The organism is Mycobacterium sp. Aquia_216, assembly GCF_026723865.1.
GTDB lineage: Bacteria > Actinomycetota > Actinomycetes > Mycobacteriales > Mycobacteriaceae > Mycobacterium.
In genome coordinates this window covers 5,335,409-5,360,961 of sequence record NZ_CP113529.1, presented here as the reverse complement: position 1 = coordinate 5,360,961, position 25,553 = coordinate 5,335,409, and the positions used below count along the sequence as shown (strand labels likewise).

24 protein-coding genes are annotated in these 25,553 nt (G+C 61.3%); 14 read left to right on the top strand and 10 right to left on the bottom strand.

Features of this window, described 5'->3' with window-relative positions; translation table 11 throughout:
• Positions 1-7 precede the first annotated feature (7 nt).
• The 3 genes from OK015_RS24995 (at position 8) to OK015_RS24985 (ending at position 3,509) form a co-directional block, all read left to right on the top strand.
• Positions 8-481 (top strand): hypothetical protein, encoded by a 474-nt coding sequence (locus OK015_RS24995; RefSeq protein ID WP_268127115.1) that lies wholly within the window; start codon positions 8-10, stop codon positions 479-481.
• Between the two features lie 319 nt (positions 482-800).
• Positions 801-1,445 carry a TetR/AcrR family transcriptional regulator gene (locus OK015_RS24990; RefSeq protein WP_268127112.1) on the top strand — a complete coding sequence of 215 codons (645 nt, stop codon included), beginning with the start codon at positions 801-803 and terminating at the stop codon, positions 1,443-1,445.
• A gap of 573 nt (positions 1,446-2,018) precedes the next feature.
• On the top strand, positions 2,019-3,509 hold the full coding sequence (locus OK015_RS24985; RefSeq protein WP_268127110.1) for a PPE family protein: 1,491 nt from the start codon (positions 2,019-2,021) through the stop codon (positions 3,507-3,509).
• 572 nt (positions 3,510-4,081) lie between these two features.
• On the opposite strand, the gene OK015_RS24980 is transcribed toward OK015_RS24985, so the two are convergent.
• Positions 4,082-4,705: a class I SAM-dependent methyltransferase gene (locus tag OK015_RS24980; RefSeq protein ID WP_268133073.1), complete on the bottom strand. Its 624-nt coding sequence runs from the start codon at positions 4,703-4,705 to the stop codon at positions 4,082-4,084.
• A gap of 497 nt (positions 4,706-5,202) precedes the next feature.
• The gene (locus OK015_RS24975) at positions 5,203-5,847 is read right to left on the bottom strand and encodes a TetR/AcrR family transcriptional regulator (RefSeq protein ID WP_268127107.1); all 645 of its coding nucleotides are present in this window, start codon (positions 5,845-5,847) and stop codon (positions 5,203-5,205) included.
• A gap of 770 nt (positions 5,848-6,617) precedes the next feature.
• Between OK015_RS24975 and OK015_RS24970 the strand changes: the two genes are divergently transcribed.
• Positions 6,618-7,301, top strand: coding sequence for an O-methyltransferase (locus OK015_RS24970; protein WP_268127105.1), 684 nt, complete (start codon positions 6,618-6,620; stop codon positions 7,299-7,301).
• A gap of 35 nt (positions 7,302-7,336) precedes the next feature.
• Here the strand turns inward: OK015_RS24970 and OK015_RS24965 are convergent, their stop codons facing one another.
• Positions 7,337-8,095 carry an AraC family transcriptional regulator gene (locus OK015_RS24965; RefSeq protein WP_268127102.1) on the bottom strand — a complete coding sequence of 253 codons (759 nt, stop codon included), beginning with the start codon at positions 8,093-8,095 and terminating at the stop codon, positions 7,337-7,339.
• 210 nt (positions 8,096-8,305) lie between these two features.
• Between OK015_RS24965 and OK015_RS24960 the strand changes: the two genes are divergently transcribed.
• On the top strand, positions 8,306-8,881 hold the full coding sequence (locus OK015_RS24960) for a DUF1543 domain-containing protein (protein ID WP_268127100.1): 576 nt from the start codon (positions 8,306-8,308) through the stop codon (positions 8,879-8,881).
• A 301-nt stretch (positions 8,882-9,182) separates the two neighbouring features.
• On the opposite strand, the gene OK015_RS24955 is transcribed toward OK015_RS24960, so the two are convergent.
• Both OK015_RS24955 and OK015_RS24950 read right to left on the bottom strand, forming a co-directional pair.
• Positions 9,183-9,896 carry a siderophore-interacting protein gene (locus OK015_RS24955; RefSeq protein WP_268127097.1) on the bottom strand — a complete coding sequence of 238 codons (714 nt, stop codon included), beginning with the start codon at positions 9,894-9,896 and terminating at the stop codon, positions 9,183-9,185.
• Positions 9,897-9,991: 95 nt separating this feature from the next.
• Positions 9,992-12,259 (bottom strand): 2Fe-2S iron-sulfur cluster-binding protein, encoded by a 2,268-nt coding sequence (locus tag OK015_RS24950; protein WP_268127095.1) that lies wholly within the window; start codon positions 12,257-12,259, stop codon positions 9,992-9,994.
• Positions 12,260-12,758: 499 nt separating this feature from the next.
• Here OK015_RS24950 and OK015_RS24945 point away from each other — a divergent pair, with 499 nt between their 5' ends.
• The 8 genes from OK015_RS24945 to OK015_RS24910 all read left to right on the top strand — a co-directional run bounded on the left by OK015_RS24945 (position 12,759) and on the right by OK015_RS24910 (position 19,386).
• Positions 12,759-13,415: a TetR/AcrR family transcriptional regulator gene (locus OK015_RS24945; protein WP_268127094.1), complete on the top strand. Its 657-nt coding sequence runs from the start codon at positions 12,759-12,761 to the stop codon at positions 13,413-13,415.
• A gap of 31 nt (positions 13,416-13,446) precedes the next feature.
• The gene (locus OK015_RS24940; RefSeq protein WP_268127091.1) at positions 13,447-14,583 is read left to right on the top strand and encodes an acyl-CoA dehydrogenase family protein; all 1,137 of its coding nucleotides are present in this window, start codon (positions 13,447-13,449) and stop codon (positions 14,581-14,583) included.
• A 26-nt stretch (positions 14,584-14,609) separates the two neighbouring features.
• On the top strand, positions 14,610-15,425 hold the full coding sequence (locus OK015_RS24935) for an enoyl-CoA hydratase/isomerase family protein (protein WP_268127089.1): 816 nt from the start codon (positions 14,610-14,612) through the stop codon (positions 15,423-15,425).
• A 75-nt stretch (positions 15,426-15,500) separates the two neighbouring features.
• On the top strand, positions 15,501-16,277 hold the full coding sequence (locus OK015_RS24930) for an enoyl-CoA hydratase (RefSeq protein WP_326498561.1): 777 nt from the start codon (positions 15,501-15,503) through the stop codon (positions 16,275-16,277).
• A 186-nt stretch (positions 16,278-16,463) separates the two neighbouring features.
• Positions 16,464-17,654, top strand: a complete 1,191-nt coding sequence (locus OK015_RS24925; RefSeq protein ID WP_268127085.1) for a lipid-transfer protein — start codon at positions 16,464-16,466, stop codon at positions 17,652-17,654.
• Positions 17,654-18,115 carry a MaoC family dehydratase N-terminal domain-containing protein gene (locus tag OK015_RS24920; protein WP_268127083.1) on the top strand — a complete coding sequence of 154 codons (462 nt, stop codon included), beginning with the start codon at positions 17,654-17,656 and terminating at the stop codon, positions 18,113-18,115. The genes OK015_RS24925 and OK015_RS24920 overlap by 1 nt, the downstream gene beginning before the upstream one ends.
• Entirely contained in the window at positions 18,112-18,525 is a 414-nt protein-coding gene (locus OK015_RS24915) for a MaoC/PaaZ C-terminal domain-containing protein (protein ID WP_268127081.1), read from the top strand. The genes OK015_RS24920 and OK015_RS24915 overlap by 4 nt, the downstream gene beginning before the upstream one ends.
• A gap of 36 nt (positions 18,526-18,561) precedes the next feature.
• A complete protein-coding gene (locus tag OK015_RS24910; protein WP_268127079.1) occupies positions 18,562-19,386 on the top strand; it encodes an SDR family NAD(P)-dependent oxidoreductase in 825 nt (274 codons plus the stop codon).
• A gap of 103 nt (positions 19,387-19,489) precedes the next feature.
• On the opposite strand, the gene OK015_RS24905 is transcribed toward OK015_RS24910, so the two are convergent.
• The 5 genes from OK015_RS24905 to OK015_RS24885 form a co-directional block, all read right to left on the bottom strand.
• The gene (locus tag OK015_RS24905; protein ID WP_268127078.1) at positions 19,490-20,272 is read right to left on the bottom strand and encodes a cupin domain-containing protein; all 783 of its coding nucleotides are present in this window, start codon (positions 20,270-20,272) and stop codon (positions 19,490-19,492) included.
• Positions 20,273-20,354: 82 nt separating this feature from the next.
• Positions 20,355-21,191 carry a 2OG-Fe(II) oxygenase gene (locus tag OK015_RS24900; RefSeq protein ID WP_268127075.1) on the bottom strand — a complete coding sequence of 279 codons (837 nt, stop codon included), beginning with the start codon at positions 21,189-21,191 and terminating at the stop codon, positions 20,355-20,357.
• 26 nt (positions 21,192-21,217) lie between these two features.
• On the bottom strand, positions 21,218-22,855 hold the full coding sequence (locus tag OK015_RS24895) for a thiamine pyrophosphate-binding protein (protein WP_268127073.1): 1,638 nt from the start codon (positions 22,853-22,855) through the stop codon (positions 21,218-21,220).
• A gap of 176 nt (positions 22,856-23,031) precedes the next feature.
• Positions 23,032-23,919 carry a putative PEP-binding protein gene (locus OK015_RS24890; protein ID WP_268127071.1) on the bottom strand — a complete coding sequence of 296 codons (888 nt, stop codon included), beginning with the start codon at positions 23,917-23,919 and terminating at the stop codon, positions 23,032-23,034.
• Between the two features lie 73 nt (positions 23,920-23,992).
• Positions 23,993-24,745: a GntR family transcriptional regulator gene (locus OK015_RS24885; RefSeq protein ID WP_268127069.1), complete on the bottom strand. Its 753-nt coding sequence runs from the start codon at positions 24,743-24,745 to the stop codon at positions 23,993-23,995.
• A gap of 134 nt (positions 24,746-24,879) precedes the next feature.
• On the opposite strand from OK015_RS24885, the gene OK015_RS24880 reads away from it, so the two are divergent.
• Positions 24,880-25,302 (top strand): GlcG/HbpS family heme-binding protein, encoded by a 423-nt coding sequence (locus tag OK015_RS24880; RefSeq protein ID WP_268127067.1) that lies wholly within the window; start codon positions 24,880-24,882, stop codon positions 25,300-25,302.
• Positions 25,303-25,553: the final 251 nt, after the last annotated feature.

The window sequence follows — 25,553 nt, the reverse complement described above, 5'->3', positions numbered from 1 at the left end:
CCGACCAGTGAAACTGGTTAAGGTGAAAGGTGATTCGATGTCAACCACTTGGTATCTGCGGGCGACCTGTGCCTCTATCCTGTGGGCGGCGCTCGCAAGTCCGACCGCGGTAGCCCAACCTGGGGATGCGGAAACCCCAACTGGCGCTCAGCTCACCGAGCAACTGCAACTTGTCTTCAACACGGCGGCTGATAGCCAACGCCGCGCCGCGAATCTCGAAGGCGGTATGGCGGCATTGCCTAACGCGAATGCAGTTGGGGCAGTGATGAATCAATACAAGTCGATGGTTTCATGGCATGCCGAAGATCCCACGTCTGAGGGGAATCAATTGCATTCAACCCTAGTCATGAACGTTGGGGGCTTGGGCTCACAATCGGAAGCGCTGGCGTGGATATGGCAAGACAGCGGCTGGAAGCTTTCGAATTCGTCATTGTGCAGCCTCGCCAACAAGGTGACGCGGAGTAGAAGCTGCACACCATGAGCGCATTGGAGGGATGATCATCGCAGGGTGCGAGTATCAGTGACGGCCCTGTCGAAGCTGTGTCAATGTGACACAGCTTGCACGCCGGAGCGAAACAGGCATTCGAGGCTCCGAGCCTAGGTCCCTGACTGTGGTAGGTCGCAATCGCTCGACAACGTACCCAGGCCGCACCGCATCAACGATGCGATGGGTACGACGCTCATTCGCGAGCACGTCGGGGAGGCAGACCGTGCAGCTCGTTAACATCTTCAACAAAACAAGTGGCGTTGTAGGACAACCTCGTGGCGACATCGCTTGACCGGAAAGCGAGGTGGATGTAGTGAGCCAGCGCAGACTTCGGCCACGAAGGCGACCGCGCCAGGATCGCGCCGAACGCACCCGCGAGCGCATTCTTTCCGCAGCACTAAGAGTATTCGCGGAATACGGCTATGCCGCGGGAACGACAAATCGCATCGCAGAATGGGCGAACTGCTCGATCGGTTCGTTATATCAGTATTACCCGAATAAGGACGCGATCCTGGTGGAGCTGGCCTGCCGCCACCTCGACGCGGGAGTTGCTGCGGCCAAGCGTCGACAAGAGCAAGGGATGCCCGATTCGCTGGCGGGCATCCTGGGGGCTATCGTGCACACCGCGATCGACAATCACCGCGACAACCCCGAATTTCTACGCGTTCTGATCGAACAGGCCCCTCGCTCGAGCGAACTCGTGGACAAGATGGCCGAATACGAGCGAACGCAAATCGCAGATATGCGCCAACTCCTCGACGATCACGATGACGTGCATGTCGCCGACACTTTCATCGCCGCGCGGCTCGTGGTGACCACCGTCGAGTTGGTGGTTCATGAGCTGCTGGCCGCACCAGATCCCATCGACGCGACTGCCTTCGAGAACGAGCTAGTGACCATGTTGACGCTGTACCTCCTAGCCCAACCAGCCGGGCAGCGCCTCGGTCGTTGGGACTAAGACGAGACGTCGGGTTAGCCTCGTTCTACGACTCAAGCATTCGCGCGGCGTGGTCGGCAACGAAATGCGTGGAACGCAAGGCGAAGCGCGTCACGGCCTACCAGGGGTGGCGCCACTGATCTGGCTGAATGCGAAGCCATACGCGAGTTACCCGGTCGATATTGGGGTATCGAAATCCGTTGCCAGCGCCACGCCCTTGGCTATTGGCACTGATCGTGCCGTTATCCGCAACTGAGCATCCCACCGGTATCCTAAGCAGGATAACGCGAGTATCGATATCGGAGCCGGGTCGACATAATGGGTTGGTGTACTGCATATTTCGGTGTTTCTTGTCACAAAGAGTGGGCGAATTAACTCGCATCTTGGCATCATTTCGTCTGTGAGCGCGTATCCGTGGCCGAATCCCAATCGCCGCGCCGACGCGGTCGAAACCAGTCGCGCCGCCGGGCGCATTGGCTGTATCCGAGACCGCGGCCTACCCGCACCGTCGCCGAGTGGCTGCCGACGCGAGCCGGCTGCATACGCGCACAGCGTCGTCGGTGTTGAGGTTAGCGCGGCTGATGTGCAGTACTCGTGGAGATCGAGCGGCAGGGTATTTGCGCGGTGACGCTGGACTTCTTCGCTTTTCCCCCTGATATTCATTCGGCCTTATTGTCCGCCGGACCAGGCACCGGCGGTCTCTTGGCCGCGGGTGGAGCATGGGCCACGATTGGTGCTGAATACTCAAGTGCGGCAGACGAATTGCGTACCATTATCTCGATGGTGGAAGCTACTGCTTGGGCGGGTACTAGCGCTGAGCGTTATGTCGCGTCCCATCAGCCGTATTTGGTGTGGCTGGAACTGATTGCCGCCGACGCCGCCGCGGCGGCGCAAAGTCACTATGACGCGGCCGCCGCATACACCGCGGCCCTGATGGCTGTGCCCACCCTTGCCGAACTTGCGGCCAACCACAGTGCCCACGCCGCGTTGATCGGCACGAACTTCTTTGGGATCAACACAATTCCAATCGCGGTCAACGAGGCCGACTACGCTCGCATGTGGATTCAGGCCGCAGAAGCGATGACCGTCTACGACGCGGTCACCACTGCGACTCTGCACGCAACGCCCCAGACTTCACCAGCGCCGTTCATTGTGTCCGCGATCGAGACTTCGACGGGATCTATCGTCGATTCGGCTAGTCACGCAGTCATCTCGAGACAGGCGCTGGGCCAATCGGAGTCGATCGTCGACAGGCTGTTCGAACTCCTACGCAACCTGATTGCGGCGTTCGATGACGTACTGCGCAAGCTCGCGCAAGACGTGACAAGCCTTCTCAAGCTGCTTGCGATGATTCCCTCCGGCGCTGGGGGGACGGTTTCATTGCCGGGCCTCATAGCACTTGGCCTGACACTCTGGACGACGATCGCATCGATCGTATGGGGATTTCTACTATCCTCGCCCGGCCTCATCCTGCCGATTGCGATGAGGCTGGCGGGCGTCGGCGATCCGACGCCGGAACCAGAGCCTGATTCTGGAAGCCCGGAAACCGTGCGCCTCGTGCCGGCGCCGAGGCCCGTCGCGGCGCATCCACCGCTAGGCATGATGACGCCCGTCACTATTCCCAGCACATCGCCGGCTTCGCCGTCTGCGCCGGCTTCCAGCGCGACGGCCAGCGGCTCACCGCCGAGTGGTCCGACCACCACCGGCTACGCCTACGGCATGCGAGCCGATGACCCGGATCGGGACTCGGGCTCACGTCCTTACACACCCAGTGAAGCTGACGGAGCGGTGCAGACACCTCAACGGGCCACCAGCACGCGGCCGGCTGCCGCAAAGTCGCTGCGTAATCATCGGTCGCGGCGGCGCTCGAAAAAGACGCGGCCCGAATCAGCGGTTCACTACGAAAAGATGGGTGTCGAACCGAGCGCGAGCACACCAGGCACGGAACCACCTAGGGCCGAGCATCGGCGCGCGATTCCAAAGGGCCGTTGCAACGCACCCGCGCAGGAGCACACGGGTCTGGCAGTGCGACCGCTCTTGCCAACCACATGGCCCGACGTTTTTCACGAGCGTGACGAGTCGTAGAGAAGCTGTGCGTGAGTCCCGAGGAACGCCCACGCGTAGTGATCCCAACCTGGCACTCGATTGGCGTGACGGTCTTCGGCCACGCACGCCACTCGACAAAGCACAACTGGCAGAAGGAGTTAACGATGCAGATCAGTAGGCGCGCGGTGGTCGAGACGGCGGCGGGAGGCTTCTTGCTAGCGTCGACAGCCACAGTCGTAATGAGTTGCGGCGCACCGATAGCACTCGCAGATCCTACTGTGCCCATTCCCTCTCCTCAGGAGCTCACAGCCGATCTGAACACAATCTTCGATACCAGCGCGAGCGGACCAGAACGTGCCGCACACCTTGAGGGGGGGACGAAAGGGATCCGGTCCGCCGACGATGTCGCCAATGCTCTTCACGGGTCGCCGATCGCTTTGCAAGTGCAGAATCCGAGACTGAACGGCGACCACCTCGACGCACAACTGGCGGTGACCGCGGCGGGGATGGGCATACGGTCGTATCCGCTTACTTGGCTTTACCAAGACACTCAGTGGAAGCTATCCAACCAATCGTTTTGTGCCATAGCGACTCAGATCAGCAGGTCATGCTCAGTCTGACGATTGGAATCGCCCCACGCCCATTAAGCCTTCGGCAGTACGGTGTTTGGTAGCGGCAAAAGACATGAGTTGACCACTGAGGCGCGGTCGAACGACGGCTGACAAGTTCTGGTGAACGCACGCGGCGGAGAATTCGACGGGACGTATCAATCGGTACCGTGACCTTTCGAACTTGTGGACCAGGGTGGTCAGCGGAGTGCGCGTCAAGTCAAAGCCGACGAACCTCCCCCCGGGCCGCAGTACGCGGGCGATTTCAGTAACAGCCTGCTCCCAGCCAACGACGTGATGCAGCATCAAACAGGACACCACACAGTCGAAAGATGAGTCGTTGAACGGAAGATCGGTCGCATCGGCCTGAATCACCGAAGCATTGGGAAACCACCGCAACCGCTTCTTGGCGACGGATACCATACGTGGGTCGACATCCGCGGCGGTGAGCATGAGGCTGGGGTTGGTCGTCAGCAGGCGTTGGGCGACTGCGCCGCTACCGGAACCGATCTCGAGAATGTCGACGCCAAGCTTGTCTACCGGCAGGGTATATGCGGTGATTCCGCTGCCGACCCGCCATACGCTGCTACGAAAAAACATTCGCTCGATCACTGACAATTCTGGCATGCCTTGCCCCTTCACCTCGTCATGGGTTCAACGCTCATCGCGTTCAAGACGATCCTGTCCGAAGTCCGCGGTTTGAAGTTCGCATCGTGGCGGAGGCCGCAGAAGACATCGCGTGGAACCAGCAGCGACGACGCAGTCGGGTGAAACACCATGCCAACCAATTGATTTCGATGAAAATAAGGGATTCCGGACGATCTCGTGGCCCCTCCTCACGCCATTGCGGCAGATTGATCTATGGGGTTAGGGCACAGTGTGCCCAATTGATTTCATGTTCAGTGCCGCGCCAAATGTGAGCAATGAGTCGTTGTACATTCCGTTGGGGCCTTGGGTTGCCGATGTGGTAGACATCCCATTATCGACCAATAGCGCGCCGAGCACTACTCGCAAAACAGCCAGTCACAGTGCGATTGTCGATACCGCTGCGGTGGCATCACCAGCCTGGTGGGCTTTCCCGCGGGGCGGCCGCGTTGGCGCGCGGCGCTAGCCTTCGTTGGGCACTACTCGCATTCCGGGGTGTTCGGTGGAGTCGCCGTCAGGTAGCGGTAGAGCATCTCGACCAACTGAGTCTCCAAGCGCTCGAGATCGATTGCATCCGGAGCGGCCAGCAGATGGTGCACCACCATTTCGATGGTCGACACTACGAGGCGGGCGGCGACCTCCTCATCGTCGATGGTGACTTCGGGCGATCGCTTCATGATGTTGCGCAGGTGCGCCATGCGTGCACCTTCCACCTCGGCAACCTTCGCCATAAGTTCATCGGAGCGAGGAGCTTGTTCAATCAAGACTCGCAACAGCTCGGGGTCGGCTCGATGGTTCTCGATATTGCTTCGGACCATTGCGCTAATGACGTCATGCAGCGACGGCGACGGGTTAGGCGTGCGAAGTCGAAGGTCGGTGGCTACGCCCGCGTCCAAATGTCGCGTCGCGAGCTCCAACAGGATTGCGTCCTTGTTCGGGTAGTACTGGTACAAGGATCCGATGGAGATGCCGGCCGATTCCGCAATTCTGTTGGTCGTTCCCGCGGTGTACCCGTACTGTGCAAAAACGCGAGTAGCCGCGTCGAGAATGCGGTGGCGCATCTCTTCGGATCGGCGCTGTCGCGGCTGTTTGCGCGCCTGAAGCTGACGCTTGCCGGCGGTCATGCTCCTCCCGAGTGTGTGGACAAAAGCGAGTTCTACCTGGTCGAGCAGTCACTATACTCGGGAAATGCACTGAACCGATACAGCTTTCGGCGCCCATCATGCGAGCGCGCAGACCAGTGCTGCAACTATCGGAGCCATGCTTGAGGTCGAATACGCTTGTCCTCGCCGAGAATATGACTTCGGACAATCCGGCTCTGCCGTTCGACGGTGCTCGCTGCAACGAGCTGTTCACGGACGACCCGACCAGTCAGTGTGAAGCCTGGCCCGTCGTCGGTGGTCGTTATCTACGTGCCCAGGCTCGAACAATGCCGAACGCCTAGAGATCGGATAGCCGCGAGGAGGAGCTGATCGAAAGTTCTTCGCACCGTGGTGATCCGATGGTCGTGCCTTCGACGTGGCCCCTAGCGCGTGAGAACGCGAGTAGGCGCATCGAGGATGCCACGGCGAGTCCTCTCTGAACGAGTTTGGCGAGATCTTTTGCCTGGGCTGAGCTGAGCTCGCCGTCGGCCACCACGCTTCCGAAGCGGAGACCAAAGGCGAGTATCAACTCATTTAGAATAGTGGAATAATACGAGGAATGTCCTGCAGCGATACAAATATCGCGTCTCGTTCGGCTATGGAATTGCTCGCTTTTTGGGTGTGTGCCCTTGGTTGGCGAAGTCGCGCCGTCACCAACCCGGGTTCCGGCGTGGCCTATGCATAGTTGCGGACTATCGACCGGGAAACCCCTCCGGCCATGATGACCGGCGCAAAACCAGAGGATCTGCACAATGAATTCGCTTGATACACCCCAGGTGTCCGGCGTGTTGGAGCGCCTATTCGGCGAAGCCGACCAGGCCGACCAGCCGTTCATCACTTCGATATTGGAGGCGGTCGAGCCCGGAATCGATCCTGTGACCCTGGCCCTGGCTGCCGAGTCGAAAGACTACAGGGGGTTCTATCACCAAGCCGTGGGGAACTTCCTCTGTGTCTCACCGGAATACGGCCGCTTCCTCTATGTCTGTGCTCGGGCCGCGGCCGCAAGGCGCGTCGTCGAGTTCGGTACGTCGTTCGGTGTCTCGGCCATCTACCTCGCCTGTGCAGTGCGCGACAACGGCGGGGGCACCGTCATCGGTACCGAGCTCGAATCGAGCAAGGCGGCCCGCGCATACGACAACCTGCGGGCGGCCGGCGTCGCCGACGTAGTCGACATTTGGATTGGCGATGCGTTGGACGCGCTGTGTACCGACCTTGGCGGTGAGGTGGACCTAGTCCATCTGGACGGTGCGTTGAGCTTGTATCGGCCGGTGCTCGAAATCCTAGAGCCAAAACTGCGTCCGAACGCGCTCGTCATCGCGGAGAACGCAACTCCCGATTATCTTGCCTATGTTCGCGACCCCGATCGCCCATACTTGTCGTTGACGCTGCCCTTCCGCGACGGTAGCGGCAACGAGCTATCGCTTTTCACCGGGTGACGCGCGCCGACAACGGCCTTTAGCAGGCGTACGAGTCATACCGGCCGATTGCTCGATTCCAGCCGTTGCCGGAATTGTGCAGGTGTCTCGCCGAACGTCCGCCGGAAGAGCGCGATGTAGGCACTGGCCGTGGAGAATCCGGCGTCGTAGGCGACAGACGTGATCGGCAAACCGCGCCCGAGCGCGTCGATGGAACGGATCAACCGCGCGTGCTGGCGCCACGACGTGAAGGTCATCCCTGTCTCGCTCAAGAACTTTCGTCCAACCGTCCTCGGACTAACCTGAATTTTACTGGCCCACTGCGATAACGAACGAGGGTTGGACGGGTCGGCGAGAATTGCCTTTGCAATCGCCGCCAACCCGGCGTCGTTCGGCATGGGAACGCGATTGCGTGTCTCGACGGCGGTCTCTCTTATCTCGTCAAACGCCACCAGCGCGATGTGATCCTGGCTGGCGGTAGTCGGCCCTTCGGGCCACTCAAGTGCCCGGGCCGCAGCCTCTTGCAACAGACTCGACACTCGAATCACCGTGGGCACCAATGGCATCGAGACGGCGCTGGCAATGTGGAGACTCCAGCCACGGACCGCAGTCGACGAACTTCCGCCATGCGCCTCGCCGGCCGGAATCCATACCGCATGCCCGGACGGCACTGTCCATCGCTCTACTTCGAAATCAAAGGTCATCAGGCCAAGCGAGATACCAACAACCAAACCGTGTGGGTGACAGTGTCGTTCGGCTTCTATCGGAATATGCGCGCTATAGGGCTGCGCAACGAGAAGAGGGGGCGGCGGCATACAACCAACTCTAGAACCGTATGTCTGCGGTCGGGAGGTCCACTGGATTCCATGGGGCTGTTTTGGCGTCAACGCGATATTCGATGGCAGCTTTCGCCTACACCCACGTTCATCTGTTTACATACGATCTGCAGACAATGGATCGAGCTCAGTCCAAAGAATGGCTCGGACCTGTCCAGCAAGTCCAAAGGAAGGAAGTAGGGATGCATTGTGAGTGACCTCTTTATGTTCTACATTGGGGGGCCAGTGAACGGCGCAAACATTGAGATACATGACGTCCAGTTCGCTGCGGTCGACTCGGCCGAGGAAGCGTTTCCTCTGCTCGCCGAGCGGTGGTTCGGGGAGCAGTACAACCTCCACATCGATTGCTATTCTCGAATCACTTGGGTGGACGGATACGACGTGACCCTCTCGCCTGAGCCGCCCGCGACCGAAAAAAAGCTTTGGTTCATCAACATGGGTGGATACCACGAGGGCGTCTTCCAGGAGCTGCACGCCATCCGTCTTTTCGTTGCGGAAACCATGGTCGAGGCGCAACGGCGCGCCAAGCAGGAAGTGTTTACCGACGTCCTGCTACAGCACAGAGACAATCAGCTCGATATCGACGAATGTATCTTGCTGGCGGAGATTCAAGGTCTGCACGTTCACTTGCGGCCGAATCCCGAGGGAAGCGACACCGACCAACCCGAATTCTTGGGTTATCAGCCGATTGGTGAAAATGTGCTTATTGGTAAGGAAGGCTTTACTCGTATCAGGGCCGGCAAAGATCCCGTCCCAGACTACTGATCGCTCGCAACAATGTGCGCGTAGGAAAATCATCGGCTGCCGAACCCGATCCCCCAATCTGCAGTGTGCCGACCGTGCGGGTTGGCGATCGAAAGGCCGCGCCCGGTTCCAGTAGCTGGGCTACCCGGGGGCCGGGTTCGGCGGCGATGTTCATTTGTGCCCCAGTCCGCCTCGATAGGCTATGCGTTATCTCCCGTTGTACCAATTGATTTCACCTCGATTGTGCAACTGGGCTAGTTGAGCGTCCGGTTCGCCCAGGCCGAGAGCGCCAAGGACTACCGCGCATGCCCCGCAATCGGCGTCAGCTCAATCCGGTTCGTCCTTTTGCCCAGTAAGCCCGCGCCTTGATCCGAGGCGTCAGGTGATCCCAACTCCGGTTGGCGCGTCGGACCGCGCTGACGGTAGCCGCGTCACCACTGACAACCAGATCGAATGTTTCGCTAAATGTTTCGCCGACTGCACGGGCGCTTTCGAGCAAAGCATGCCGGTCCGTCGACTTGACCATGATCTCGCATTCGGGGAAGCCCAGCGCTGTCAGCGCCGAGCGCAACGAGTGGGGATCCTCGGTCTCGAACAGGTAGCGAGCAGCAGGGTTGTTTTCCCGAAGTGTATGTGCCAAAGCGATACTGGTTTCATCGCCGATGAACACAACGTCGCTCGCGGTGTCCGAGAGGTCGATTGACCGGCTCGGCCCGAAGACTTCACACACATCTCCACTGCGGGCACGGTCGAACCAACGCGCTCCTGGTCCCTCCCCATGGTCGAACGCAATCAGATCTGTGGTGCCTCGCTCCGCATCCCAATTGATAGGGGTGTAGGTACGCAGGTCCACCGAGCCGGGACGAACGCGAAATTGCAGTTTGTCTCCGGTGGCCCAACGCTGCTGTTCGAAGGCTTGGCTTTGAAGGCGCACTCGAGTGAAACGGCTTGCCAGGCTTTCGACTTCGATGACGTCTACGGGCGTCAGAACGATGTCCGAGATCAGATTGGACAGACGTGAACCTAGCTTCAGCATAGGTACCCTTTCCTCGCTGCAATGCGACGGCGAAATCGGCGGAGTGGATTGCGGAGCCAGGGTCAAAACCTGGAGCGGTCAGATGTCCAACCGGGCTACTCGTCGATAATCTCGATGCGCACCGGCGAGCGCGGCTTTGCGATGCACGCCAAGATGTATCCATTCGAGCGTTGTTCGGGTTCTAGGCAATTCGGCTCGCCCATGGCGACTTCCCCATCGAGGAGTTTCACCATGCAATCGCCACAATTGCCGACGGTGCACGAGTAAGGCATCGGCAGTCGGGCCGCGAGACCTGCCTGAAGCAAGCTGCTGCCAGGTTCAACGGTCAGGCTCGCCAGCTGCGTGCCGCCGGAGTCGACGACCATCGTCTGGGGAGCGAGGCCACGGACGTCGAGATCGTCAACCGCCCGAACGAACCGCTCGCGGTGAATACGGCTCTCCGTCACGCCGTCATCGATCAGCGCACGCCTGGCGCCCTCCATCACGGCCTCCGGACCGCAGATGTAATAGTGGCTATCCGGGCCGATGGCAAGGCCGCTCAGTTCTCGTCGCAGGCCTTCCTCGTCGAGTCGGCCCGTCGCCCCTGTCCACGCCGGCGACGGCTTGGTAAGTACGTGGCGAACGACCAAACGGTCGGGGTACCTGGCGCACAATTCGGCGAGGGCGGCGGCGAAGATGATGTCGTCTTCTGTGCGGTTGCCGTAGATGAGTGCCACCCGGGTATCCGTGGTTTCGGTCATCATCGTGCGCAGGATGCTCATGATCGGTGTGATACCGCTACCCACGGCGATGAGAACGAGTTCCGGAGGCGCCGAATTCGGGTTCGGGATGCAGAAGTTCCCCGATGGCCCCATGATTTGCAGGCGGTCGCCGGGCTTCACCTTCGTGTTGAGGTACGTGGACATCGAGCCGTCGGTCACCTGCTTGATCGTCAGAGCGCACCGCTGACCACCGGGCGCGCACGAGGCCGAATACGCGCGCCGTATCGTCCTTTTGCCGACCTGGGCCGAGATGGTGAAGAACTGCCCAGCCTTGAAGTCGAATGCGGTCCTCGACTGGTTCTCGAACACGAGCGTTGTAGCAGAAGCGGTCTCGTGGATCACATCCACCACATTCACGTCTTGGAGATCAATTGCAGATCCGGCGGCGGTGTCGTTGCGTCGTGTCACGCGACGACGTGCAAGAAGCCGCCTGAACCATCCTCCACTGGGCCTTTCGGCACCAACGACAGTGGGCGAGATGAGTTCTGGAACAGAACCTGGGCTAGGGTACCCCTCGCCCGTCAGCTCTGACTTGTAGGTAAGGTCGGCGACTGCCTTTGCGAGGCGGGGATATTTGGCCAGTACGCCGAAAGCGATGCCGAGCGCTGATCGGCCCTTTGCCCGGTCCGCCATGATGACCACGTGCTTGGACGCGAGAGCCATCATGTTGGGCATCTCATCGGCTGCATGTGAAGAGAGATGCCAGAGGTCCGACTTGAAAATCGCTGTGTTGGAGTGGAACTCGACGTCGCTTACCTTGATGATAAGTGCGGCATGGGGGCTAGTGCCCTTCAGCATCATGGTTGCCAGCAAGTCCGGTGCATCTGACATGTACCCAGTACCGCGAATGTGCAGTACGGCATTGCTGCCGGGAACCAGCACCGCCAAGGATATCCGATCGTTCTCGACGAGGTTGTGAAATGTGTCCGCCCGCTTGTTGCCTTTTCGGTCCGGAATGGCAATTGTGTTGGCGTCGAGTATCTGGATGAACCCGGGGCTGTCGCCCCGCGGACTCGTGTCGCTGGACAGATCACCCGCCCATGTCGACACCACGAAGAACGGGGAAGCCGCGAAGAAGCTGGCGACCGCCGGATTATCGAGCGTGGTGGGGCCGCCCTCCTCGATTGTCGAATTGCCATCGACTTTGTTGGATTCGGGAGTGTTCCATAAGCCGGACCGGTGGATAGCTTTAGCGCAGTGAACGAAGGCTTGTTCAACGTTGATAACTGCCGACGGGCCCGACCGCAGGACCCGACCGTTCAACCGAAGAACCTCACCTACTCCCGGAAGTAGGAACACGAAAGATATGCCGGTGTTCTGCTGCGGTGGGTCGTAACCGTCCGGAAAGGGGAGGGAGATCCTGTTGGGGTTCAAGACCTCGGCGAACCCCGCCACGCCGCCGACATAGGTAGACACGGGACAGGCATCGGGACCGGCGAGGTATCCCACACCCGCGACCGGCGAGTGAGCGAGGATTTCTTCGCATCCACTGTCGAGGTGATCGAGTTCCTTCGCCAGCACAACGCTGGGAGGACGGCCGATAATGGCCTCGACTTCGTCGACCGTCGTCAATCGATGCAGGGTTTGGGTCTCAATAGTCACGTCGGGTGTTTCCCCGGTTCAATCGAAGCTCGTGTCCGTCGCACGGACGGGGTCGGCGCCGGCAAGGCGGCTGGAGCGCGCCGCCAGCGGCTCGAGCGACCCCATTGCCATTAAATGCGAGTAGCTCTTTAGCCGATCGCCGATCGAAAGGCACATCTGCGCAGTTCATCCCCCTATTATTCCAACGTTCCCAAAGATTTAGTACTCGCTTTTCCTCGGTCCGCTCAAGGGCATGGCGACCGGTAGCAACCGCGGCTCGATCCGCCTAAACGGCGGGGCAATGCGGGTCGGACGTACCGCCCAGTCGCATGCTCGATATGGCTACTCGCGTTTATTGGCTACTCGCGCTTTCACCCGGGTGAGTGCAGGCCGGCCCAACCACAGATGGGGTCACCAAGTGGCGGGTCCGTCAGCGACAGGCCCCTTGCCGCAGATCTCATCGAGCGAGGTCGAGTACGGTCTCTTTTGGTCTTGAGACGACCAGATCAGGAGGGTGTAGATGGCACAAAGCCGAGGACCGGCGCGGAAATCGACAAAGGCGGCCACCAGGCGCGTCGAGATCCTCCGGGTCGCCACCCGACTGTTCCTGGAGAAGGGCTACGAGGCGACCAGCCTTCAAGATATTGCCGACGAGGTCGGACTGCTGAAAGGCAGCCTTTATTACTACATTTCGGAGAAGGAAGATCTCCTCTACGCGATCCTGGAAGACATGTATGCCACCAGTCGTGCGGCCATGGCGGAAATCAGCAGCCTCGAGGTCGGGGCATTGGTCAAGATTCGCCGCATTTGTGTGGCGCACGTGCTTAACGTCCTGCGCAATCGCGATCAAGTGACGATCTTCTTCAGGGACTTTGGCGTGCTATCCGAGGAGCGTGTGCGCGAAATCTCGGCCCAGCGAGACCGGTACGCAAAGGGTTTCGCTGCGCTGCTCAAAGCCGCGCAGGCGGAGGCGGTCGTGTGCCCCGACGTCAACGTCAAGCTGTCGTCCGGCTCCATCCTCGGCATGTTGAACATGGTTCACGAGTGGTACCCGTACTCCGACGAAACGCGCGCGATGCGTCTAGCCGAAGAGATCGCCGATCTGGTGGTGGCCTCGCTGCGTTGCGACGGCAAGACGCACCGGCCTGGACACCGGAGGCACGCAGCCACCGCTTGATTAACTATCAAACGGTTGGTAGAAATTCAGCATGCGTTCATGGGTAGATGATGAAGTCCAGGCATTGGGTCAGCTCGCCGACCAGTATCTGGCTGCGAACGTCACCCCCTACCAGGAGCAATGGGATACCGATAAGCAGGTGTCGCGCGAGGTATGGCGCGAAGCCGGCAGATTGGGCTTGCTGCTCTGCTCCATACCGGAGCAGTACGGGGGCGGTGGAGGAACATTCGCCCACGAGCTCGCCGTCATGGAGGCCCAGGGCCGTGCCTTTGACTGGGCTTGGGGCAATATCGTGCATAGCGGGATCGTCGCGCACTACATTCTGACGTTCGGCACCGAGGAGCAGCGGCATCGGTGGCTGCCCCGGATGGCCACCGGTGAGCTCGTCAGCGCCATCGCGATGACCGAACCCGACGCGGGGTCGGATCTGAAATTGATGACTACTCGGGCCGATCGCCGAGGGGATCGATACGTCATCAATGGCGCCAAGACGTTCATATCCAACGGTGCCACAGCCGATCTCGTTCTCGTCGCGGCGAAAACCGACCCACGGGCCGGCGCACGGGGAATTTCGCTAATCATGGTCGAGGTGAACGAGTGCGACGGTTTCGCCCGTGGCCGCGTCCTTGACAAGCTGGGGCAGCACGGCGCCGACACGTCTGAGTTGCACTTCACGGATGCGACCGTGTCCGAAGCCAATCTGCTGGGAGGGGTAGAGGGCCGCGGATTCGCGCAACTCATGGAACAGCTAGCGCAAGAGCGGCTGTGCATCGCAGTGATGTGTGCGGCGGCCATGGAACGCGCAGTGGCGGACACCGCAACGTACGTCAAATCTCGCAGGGCTTTCGGCGGCTCCATCTTCGACCTTCAGAACACCAGATTCGTATTGGCCGAAGCGCTTACTACCGCCAGGGTGAGTCGCGCCTTTGTCGACGAATGCGTGACAGATCACCTGGCCGGGCGGCTCAGCGCACAGAAGGCTGCCATGGCGAAGTGGTGGCTGACCGACCGTCAGTTCAAACTGTTCGACGACTGCATCCAGCTGCTTGGCGGGTATGGCTACATGCGGGAGTACCCGCTGGCTCGCGCCTTCATCGATTCCCGAGTGCAGCGCGTCTACGGGGGCGCCAACGAAGTGATGAAGGACCTCATCGCTCGCGAGATCTGACCCGGAGCCGAAAAGGGAGACCCGCCATGTCGTACGACGAAGGCCAGGAAGCAAGGGATTTCGGCGATGTCATCGCGCTACCGCCCCGCGACGGCGTCGGCACGGTGGTGCTCAATCGCCCGCAAATGCTCAACGCGGTTCGCGAGGCGACGTTCGTCGGCTTGCGTGACGCGGCGCGCTGGCTGGCGGGATCAGCCGATTGTGGTGCCGTCGTCCTGCGGGGCGCCGGCCGCGCGTTCTGCGCGGGACTCGATCTCAAGGGTGGGCTCACGGGCGCCGAACCGGGCGATCGCACGGCACTGATGTATCGCGCCGTCGGCGCAGGCGCGGAGGCCGTTGCTACGTTGCGCGAGATTCCGCAGCCCGTCGTCGCCGCGGTCAGGGGAGCGGCCATCGGCGCAGGCCTATCCCTGGCTGTCGCTGCCGACTTGCGAGTGTGTGCCTCGGATGCCCGGTTCGGAGCGCCTTTCGTCCACGTCGGAATGAGCGCTGGCGACCTCGGTCTGTCATGGCTGTTGCCCCGTATCATCGGCACGGCGAAAGCCACATCGATTCTCCTGCAAGGTGGTTCACTGTCTTCCGCGGAGGCCCGCCAGGTGGGTCTGGTGAACGAGGTAGCCGAGGATCCTGACGAGCGGGCGGTGGAGCTTGCCCATGCGCTAGCCGATCAGCCCCGGCTCGCGACGGCGATGACAAAGTTGATGCTGAACAACGCACATTCCAATGGATTCCGCGAGCATCTCAGCGCTGAAGTGGCGGGCCAGGTCGTCGGTTCGATGACGCAGGAGCACGCGGCAGCACTGGCGGCACTAACGACACGTCAAGGCAGTCCGTCGGAGTAGGAGGCATGTTCGATGACTGACACATCCTCGCAGGAACTCGTCAGGGTCGAAGACCCTGCCGATAGGGTTCGTCGCGTGGTCTTGGCACGCCCGCAGGTTCGCAACGCACAGAGCCCGGAGCTGCTCTACGCCCTGGATGATGCATTGGTTGCCGCATGTGCCGCAGAGGCCGTGCGCGTCATCATCCTGGCAGCGGACGGCCCGGATTTCTCCTCTGGGCATGACCTTTCGGCGCAGTTCCGGTTGCCGCGCGGCGGTGTGGCCACCGTGCCGTCGAATCTCGACGATGGTGGACTCGCCGGCCACTACGCATTCGAATGCGAAGCGTATCTGGGCTTATGCCAGCGCTGGCGCGACCTCCCCAAACCGACGATCGCGCAAGTTCAAGGCCGTGTCATCGCCGGCGGCTTGATGCTCGTCTGGCCGCTGGACATTGTGATCGCAGCGCAATCGGCAACGTTCAGTGACCCGGTGACTGCCTTCGGCGTCAACGGCGTTGAGTACTTTGCGCACGTATGGGAGCTCGGACATCGCAAGGCTCGGGAGATCCTATTCACCGGCCGTGCTTTGACCGCTACCGAAGCTCAGGACTGTGGCATGGTTAACCACGTTGTCCCGCAAGAGGACTTAGAAGCGTTCACCCTGGACATGGCACGCGAGATCGCGGAGCGGTCGCCCTTGGCGCTGCGCTTGGCCAAGGAGAGCGTGAATGCGTGCCTGGATGCCCAAGGGCATGCGGCAGGCATCCGAAGTGCCTTCTTGCTGCACACCATTGGGCATGGCGCGAACCTGGCAAAATACGGATCGATCATTGACCCGAACGGCGCGGCAGCGATCCGCAAGCGCCGCTAACTCGCGCCGAATCCATGATCGGCGCTCAAAGCGCAACGCACGCCAACTAGTTCGACGCACGCGTCCGCGGTAACGGCACGAAAGAACTCGCGCAATACGGCTTGCAAAATCTACCGACCGTTTGATTGAATCAATCAGGGCCTGTGGAAGTAGATCAGACTAATCACGCGTGGAAGGTAGGAGTACATGGCAACGAACGTTCTTGTCGCTGGGGTGGGAATGATCCCGTTCACCAAGCCCGGCCGCAGCGCTACGTACTCAGAGATGGGTGAGCAGGCGGCGCGCGCCGCGTTGGCCGACGCGGCCGTTGACTACTCGTTGGTCCAGCAGGCTTACGTTGGCTTCGTCTACGGTGACTCCACGTGTGGGCAAGCTGCGCTGTATGGCATTGGCCAGACGGCGATTCCGATTGTCAACGTTAACAACAACTGCTCGACGGGATCATCGGCACTATGGCTGGCGCAACAGGCGATCAGCAGCGGCATCATCGACTGCGCGCTGGCTTTGGGATTCGAGCAGATGGTGCCAGGAGCTCTCGGCGCCGTCTACTCTGACCGGCCCTACCCGCTGTCTCGCATGGAGTCGATTCGCGACGAGTTGCAGGGCGTGGATACCCAGGCCCCGCCAGCCGCACAGTTCTTCGGTGGCGCTGGACAGGCATACGCCGACGAGTTCGGTATCGACCCGAAAGTGTTCGCCGAGATCTCGGTGAAGGCGCGTAAGCACGCGGCCAACAATCCTAATGCGGTCTTCCGCGACCCGGTCACCGTGGAGGAGGTTTTGGCGTCACCGCACATCTGGGGCCCGCTCACTCGCCTGCAGTGCTGCCCGCCGACCTGCGGTGCGGCCGCGGCCGTGCTGTGCAGCGCCGAGTTCGCCCGCAAGCACGGCCTCGACGCGGACGTGCGGATCGCCGGGCAGAGCCTGACGACCGACACACCGAGCGTCTTCTCATCCAACGACATGCGCAAGGTGATCGGTGCGGATATGGCCAGTACCGCAGCGCGTTCGGCGTACGAAGCGTCGGGAATCTCGCCCGAGGACATCCGGGTGGTCGAATTGCACGACTGTTTCACCACCAACGAACTACTCGCCTACGAGCTGCTCGAACTGACCCCCGTCGGCACCGCAGAGAAGTTCATCCGTGATGGCGACAACACCTACGGCGGTCGAGTTGTCACCAACCCGTCCGGCGGTCTGCTGTCAAAGGGTCATCCGTTGGGGGCCACCGGTCTCGCGCAATGCGCCGAACTCGTCTGGCAGCTGCGGGGTCAAGCCGGCGGTCGCCAAGTCGAAGGAGCGAATGTCGCGCTGCAACACAACCTCGGACTCGGTGGAGCGTGCGTCGTCACCATCTACGAGCGCATTGACGGCTGATGGGGATCGACCTATCGCACATCGGCCGGGCACTTCCCACCACAACCCTGTTGGTCAGTCGAAGCCGACTTCGCAACTTCGCAAAAGCAACCGGCGAGAAAAACCCAATGTATGTCGACGTCGACGCCGCACGACGGGCGGGACACCGCGACCTACCGGTGCCGCCGACCTTCTTCTTCGCGGTCGAGCTTGAGGCGCCCGATCCATTCGCGATATATGCCGAGCTCGGAGTCGAACTCAGCGACATGTTGCACGGAGAACAGTCCTTTGAATATGAGCGCATGGCTTATGCCGGAGACGAGCTCAGTTCCTCCGGCCAGATCAGCGACATCTATGCAAAGAAAGGCGGGCTCCTCGAGTTCATCGTCTCCGACCGCACCATCGTCAACCAGAACGGCGAGATCGTGGCACGCAGTCGCAACACCGCAATCGCACAGCATCGAGCCGAGGGTGACAGATGAGCGGCGCAGCAGCGTTGCACGAGGACGGGCTCACGTCGCAGATCCACATCGACCCGATCTCGCGAACGACCCTCGCCCTTTTCGCGGGAGCATCAGGAGACCACAACCCGATTCATGTGGACTTGGACGTCGCGAAGGCCGCCGGATTCGATGACGTCTTCGCGCACGGCATGCTGTCGATGGGGTACCTCGGCCGGCTGCTGACAACGATTGCCCCGCAGGAGCGATTACGGTCGTATTCAACGCGATTCATCGCGATCACGCCGATAAACGCCGCGCCCACCTGCACCGCGACGACGATCGCAGTCAACGATGTCAACGGCGAACAGCACGCGACACTGGACCTTGCGGTCGCCCTTGCTGACGGGACCGTCACACTACGCGGCACCGCGGTCATCGCGATCCCTTGACATCACCATCACACTCACGCGAGAAGGAAGGCCACCATGGGCAAGATCGACGGAAAGACAGCCATTGTTTCGGGTTCCGGTCGGGGCATCGGGCGAGCGATTGCTCTGAAGCTTGCGGCCGAAGGCGCCAATGTTGTGGTTAACGACCTCGACGCGGAGCCAGCGCGCGCGGTCGTCGAGGAGATCGTCGCGGCGGGCGGCACTGCTGTGGCGTGTGTAGGCAATGTCACCTCCGAAGAATTCCCCGAGCGATTTGTGGGTACCGCGACCGAGCACTTCGGTGGTCTTGACATTGTTATCAACAATGCCGGATATACCTGGGATGCCGTGATTCAGAAGATGACCGATGAACAGTGGGATGCCATGATCGACATCCACTTAAAGGCTCCCTTCCGGATTCTTCGGGCCGCCCAGCCGGTGATCGCGAAGGCCGCCAAGGCTGAGATCGAGGCCGGAGTGTCCGTCTACCGGAAGGTTGTTAACGTCTCATCGATCTCCGGATTGTGCGGCAACGCGGGCCAGGTCAGCTACTCATCGGCGAAGGCCGGCATCGTGGGCATGACTCGCACACTCTGCAAAGAATGGGGCCGCTACAACGTCAACGTGAACGCGGTCGCATTTGGGCTTATTCGGACGCGGCTCACCTCGTCGGTCACCGACGGAGGCACCATCGACATCGAAGGACGCACGATCAAGGTGGGTGTCAGCACGATGGTGCTCGAGGCGGCCGAGAAAGCAATTCCACTGGGAAGAGCGGGTACTCCGGAGGAAGCTGCCGGATCCGTCGTGATGTTCACTTACCCCGAAGCCAACTACGTCAGCGGTCAGGTACTGGTAACCGGCGGCGGTTTCGAACAGTGAGAATCAGCGTTCAGTCGGCCGTTCTAGGAGCGGCCGACTGAACGCTTTCGTGTGTTTGTAGCGGAAGAGCGATCAAGACGTCACGAGGACATCTCTTAATCGCTTAGATGCTGTGAAACAGTGAAACTCGAATGGGCTGGTCGGTGAGAATGTCGGATTCACCCGCCGCTGTGGTCACGTCGAGGAGCCGCGCGGCCGCTGGGCCGTTGTTAGAAATCCGATGCGGTACGCCTGCGGGCAGGGATACCAGGGTGTTGGGCCCAGTGCTCTCCGATGTCAAGGCGATCTCGAAATCGAGGCGTCCACTAAGGACGAAGTAGTGCTTGTCGACCTGATGAATGCGGGCGTCATGCCAGCCCGTTCGCGCTGCGATCTCGACGTAGTCGACGTCGACCAACCCGGTCGTCGTCGCCCCGATCAAGCTGTGTCGACGATCGCCACCGGCGCTGTCGGCGAGCCGGTCATCCTCTGCCCTCACGATGGTGGCAGAGCTGCGTGGCGCCCAGTCCGGAGGAACCCCGTCCGGCGTCTCGACCATGTGCGCCAGCGGGGCACCGATCTGTGTCGCTGGCGCAATGACTTCGAGATGCCCTTCGTCGCCGGGGCCTTCGTTCCAGTTGCAGTGGGGTAGTCCTGCCGGGATGTACACCAACGTATTTGGGCCGATCCGATGGATATCGCTGCCCAACTGCACCGTCATGGTTCCGTACCGCTGGAAGTAGATCTGGTCGCGCCGGTGATAGTGCAGACCAGCCGCACGACCACCATCGCACACCGTGGCGTCGAAGATCATCGCCGATTCCTGATTGGACAGCAGTCGCGCTTGTAGGCCGGGATGGCCCGTCGGCAGCACCTCTGCTTCGTCCACTGGGTGGACATAGCGCATAGTCACCACCTTCCGTCTTCCGTCGCCGACCGGAGGTAGGAATTCGAGCGGCGACCCATGCATAGCTTCGTCTCGGTCGGCATCATGACCAGAGCACGAGTCGGCCATCGGGCATCGGGCCGAAGAAAGTGGAGATGGTGATCCGGTCACCCTCACCAGTGACGGGATCGACAGAGTGCACGTTGGTACTCGGGATGATTACAACGTCGCCGGCAGCCGGCGTAACGCCCTCGTATTGGTAGCCCGCGACACCGCGCCATCCAAGCCCGTCGAACGGTTCCGGCGTGGGGTGTCGTTTGTTGAAGACGCGCACGCCGCCGCCCTCGGTTGGCATTTTGAGGTAGAACAAGATTGAGCCTTGGGCGGTGGTCTTGCCGATGGAGAGTTGAGGGGTGCGCCGGGCGTTGTCGGTGTGGGGGCCGGCGCCGGCAGTGAGGGAGCGCACGACTCCGGCGAAATAACTGCGGTCGCCTTCCGTGGCCACTTCGGCGGGGCCGCCCCAGAGGTAGCCCAGGATCTGCTTCATGACGTGAAGTGGATCAGCAATATTGGCGCGGGCGAAGCGGCTTCGTAGGTCAGCGTCTGCCGCGGCGGCCTCGGTGAAATAGTTCTCCACGCCATTGGGCTCACTATCGAAACCATAATGTGCGGTGGGCCCGAACTTGAAGAACTGTGCGGAGTCCGTCTTGGCAAGCCCCTGCACCGACGCGTAGTTCTGGTAGCTGACGTCGGCAAGGGCGTCCAGGATGGCCGTGCAGTATTCGGGGCGCAGCATGCCGGGCAGGTGTGCCATTCGGATGTGTCCGTCAAGGATCGCCGACAGCGTCCCCCGACCCGGCAGCCCCGTCAAATCGATTGGCAGGTCAGCCAATTCCAGCAGGCCGCCCGAGCCGTTGGCGGCGGCCGTGACTGTTGACATCGAATACTCCTTCACTTGTAATTTCGTTATTTCTCGAACCGGCCCATCGTTTGAATGTCAGGGTCGATCTTGATGTCGATCAGGACTGGTCGATCGCGTGTGGTTATCGCTTCGAGCGCGGCGTCGAGTTCGGCCAGGTTCCGTACGGTGAACCCTCGTCCGCCGAGGGCGTCGGCAACGGGCCCGAGATCGGGCCAGGCGAAGACCGACATCGCGGGATCCAGTTCCATCTTTTGGAATTGGTCGTATTCGGCACCGTACGCGCCGTCGTTCAAAACGATGACGATCGCGTCGACGCCGTGCCGCACGGCGCTGTTGAACTCGTTGAGCCCGCCGAGCATGAAGCCGCCGTCGCCCAGTACAGCGAGCACCGGGCGGTCGGGTCGGGCGAAGAACGCACCGATTGCGTTGCCCATGCCAAGCCCGATCGAGGCGAAGTTGACGGTGTGTATGAAGCCGGCAGGTTCGTGGGCGGTGAGCTGGCCGTACGAGCCGAAAACGAATCGCCCGCCATCGAAGACCAACGCGCGGTCGGCGGGTACCGCTCGGTCGATCCGTTGCAGTGCGGTGCGCCGGTCGATCGTGGTCTCCGTGCTTTGGTCGATGAAAGTCTCGGCTGCCCCTTCGGCGATGAACGCCGCGAGTTCTGCGCTGGCGAAACCGCTCGGCTTGATGTCGGCTTCGTCCAGCCACGCCACTATCGTGTTGGCCACGGTCGCGGCATCACCCACGACTCCGGCAGTGGCGGTTGACCATTCGTTTATCGCCGTGGGATTTGTGTCGACATGTACGACTGCTTTGCTGCGCAACAGTGAACCCTCGAGCGTGGTCCACGAGTTAAGGCTGGCCCCGAAGGCGATGATGCAATCACTCTGATTGACAATGTCGATGGCGACATCCGTCGACATCATGCCGAACACACCGATGTTGCAATGCTCACCGGCGAACAAGTCTTTGGCCCGCAGGGTCGTCGCCAATGGAGCTTCGATCCTGCGCGCCAATTGCATTGTTGCCGAGCGCGCTTCGGGATCGACGGCACCCTGCCCGACGATGACGATGGGCCTACTGGCGCTGGCGATGATGCCGACGGCCGCATCGAGGGCGGACGGATTGGGCTCGACCGCCTGGACCAATAGCGGACGGCTCTCAACCTTGGTGTACTGAACCGTCTGCCATTGGAACTCGATCGGAATATTGAGGACGATTGGACGACGCTCGGTGCGGGCTCGTCGGAACGCGGTGGCGACGTCTTCGCACACGCTCGACGGAGTGCGGAGCTGTTCGAATCCCGCCCCGGTCGGCCTGATCACGGCCGCCTGGTCGATCGTCTGAAGGTTGTTCCTGTCCCGAACGGGGGAGTCTCCGGCGAGGACGACAAGCGGCGTGCGGTCGCGCACACTCTCCACCAGAGCAGTGACGGTGTTGGTGAGTCCTGGACCGCAGGTAACCGTGGCGACGCCGACTCGATTCGCGACTCGCGCGTATCCGTTAGCCGCCGTGATCGCGCCGCTCTCATGGCACAGCGAGACGTAGGTGCCGTCGGTCGTGTTCTCGAAACTGTTCATCATGAACAGGTTTGCGTCGCCGAGCACTCCGAAGATGACGTCGACGTCGTTGTCGCGTAGTGCGAGCGCTATTGCTTGGTGAAACATGATGTCGGTCATCGGCGCTTCGGCCCCGCCACTGGATGCAGGTTGGCGCCACGCAGCGAGGAGGTCGTCGAGGCAACCGTTGTCAGCAGTGGCATGCTACATGGATAACACACTCGACATAAAACTGTCGACATATTTTCCAGAAATGCAGGCATTCGCCGGGTGCGGCCTGTTTCTGTGTGTCGGCGCTAGTCGGGGGGTGTCGCGGCACTGACGGTCGCGGAGCTGGCGGCCTCCTTGAGGGCCGCAAATCTGTCGAGTGACACCGAGACGCTCGAGGCGCCCCATCGAGCGAGATCGGCGAGGAGCTCCGGCGAATATGACGGCGCATCGCCGGCGACGTTCACCGGGACACCGCAGGCAACGTAGGTCTCCACGGCCCACCGCACCGCTGCGACGACTGCTGGATCGTTGTCCCACCGCTGCTGAATGAAGGCGTTGTTCTCCTGATCGACGCCCAGCACCAGTTGAGAGAGATCCTCGGTGCCGACGCACACTCCGTCCACCAACGGGGCGAATTCCCGTGCGCGAAGTATCGTCGCCGGCGTCTCCACCATGATCGAGAGGTTCGGTCGGTTGGTCCCGCGCAGCCCTGCCGACTCGAGGTAGCTCAGTGCCCACTCGACCTCTTGCGGCCAGCGCACGAATGGCAGCATCACGTGCAAATTCTCGTAGCCCTCGGCGCGCACCCGCCGCACTGCGGCCAGTTCGACAGCGAACATCTCGGGGTCGCGTTGAGCGCGCACCATGCCGCGCTGACCTAGTAGCGGGTTGACCTCATCGCTCTCGAAATCCGGGCCGCCGGCGAGATTGCGCAGTTCGCTCGAGCGCAGATCGAGCATCCGGTAGACGACGGGCCGCGGAGTCATCGCCTTCGCAACCCTGCGCATGCTGTCGGCGAGAATCGAGGCCAAGTCGTTGGGTACGGCATCGCCGAGTAGCAACATCGGATGGCGTCCCGACTTGTAGATCAAGAACTCGGCGCGCAACAGCCCTACGCCGTCCGCGCGGAACTGCACCGCTTCCACGACCCGACGCGGCACCCGAAGATCCACGAATTTGGCCAGTGCCGTCATGTCATCGTCTCCTCACGGAGGGCGCCGTAACTAACAGGCGTGGCTCGTGTGTGGGCGCTACTCTCTGTTGTCATCACGAAGTCTTCCGCTGACTCGTGATGCGCCCGACGGGCGGGGTGGCTTCATCGAGGAACCGCTTGGCGCGCGGATCGCCTGGTGCGCGGTCAATGGCGGACGCCTCGCCGAATGGGTAGGGAAGCAGTCGTTCGCTGCGGTGGAGGTGTTCGTTGACCAATCGGCAAACTTCATCGGCATTGGCGGCAAAGATCGCGTCGGCCAACGCCGCGTGTCTTTCCACGAACTCCTGCGCCTCGCGTTCGGTCAAGGTGAACACCTGAAAGTACAGCCGCTGCACGTCCGAGATCCCAGCCCACACGTTGGGGAGCAGCTGCGCACCCTTCGCCTCATAAGCGCAGCCGTGAAAGTCGCTGTGGGCTTTCATGAGCGCGGGCTGATCCCCTTGATCGGCGGCTTCGGCCATCGCTGCCAAGGCGCGGTCGAGATCGAGCCGGAACAACTCGGGACGTCGTAGGCGCCGCAGTACGGCTTGTGCTTCCAGTGAGCGCCGAAGCGCAAAGGCTTCCGCGCACAGCTCCGGATTCGACCGGACCACGAAGGTCCCGCGGGACGGCAGCGTGCGGATGAGTCCCTGCGCTGTGAGCATGCGCATCGCCTCGCGTAGAGGTGCCCGGCTCAACTGCAGCTGAGCCGCCAACTTCGGCTCGCTCAGTCGTTCCCCCTGCGCGAGCTCGCCCTGCAATATCGCCTCGCGCAGGCGCGCCACCGAGTGGGCTACCAAGTTCACCGCCGGCTCCACAGGGTCCATGATCGCATTCGAAGTCGCACGCGAGCCCAGGTGGGTGCCGTGTGTCATAGATTTGTACGCGAAAATCTGTCGACATATTATTTCGGAATGCTATGTTTGTCCGATCGGCGGCACCACACAGCTCGAGGAGAGTCATGACGAAATCCGTTGACGCGCGTTCGATTACCCGTGCCGAGTGTGAGCGCATCATCGCCCGCATTCACGCCGCATGTGAGCGCGAGGGGCAGGCGGCCACCATCGTCATCGTCGACCGGGGCGGCGCCCTCAAGGCACTGAGCCGCTCCGACGATGCGACCGCCCCGTGGGCGGTGGACATCGCGACGGCTAAGGCACGTACGGCCTTGAACACCAACGTCTCCACGCGCGATCTCTGGGAGGAAGTGCGGAACGAACCGACACTGGCCGCCAACATTCCCTATCTGCACGAGCTCACGATGCTTCCCGGAGGTCTTCCCATCCGCGATGGCGACGTCCTCATCGGCGGCCTGGGAGTCGGGAGCAATGCGCGGTACACCGAGGACGAGCGGCTGGCCGAAGCGGGGCTGCGGGAAGAGTGACTCGCGACTCGAGGCGCCGTCTTGGTTGGTTTGCTGGTGCTGGGGCATATCCTCTCCAACGCCGCTCGTTCCCCTAACTTTGCGAACCTTTGGATTCGGTTCCCGGTCGCCTGCGGTTGAATATCGACTCCTGGTCGGGAATTGCGACTTCGAAGACGTTCAAGTCCATCCTGATCATGAAGTAGAAGCCCACTGTTGCAATGAGTTTGGCCAATGTGCGCCCGCCAAGTCGGTCGGTCGCGGCAGCGTAC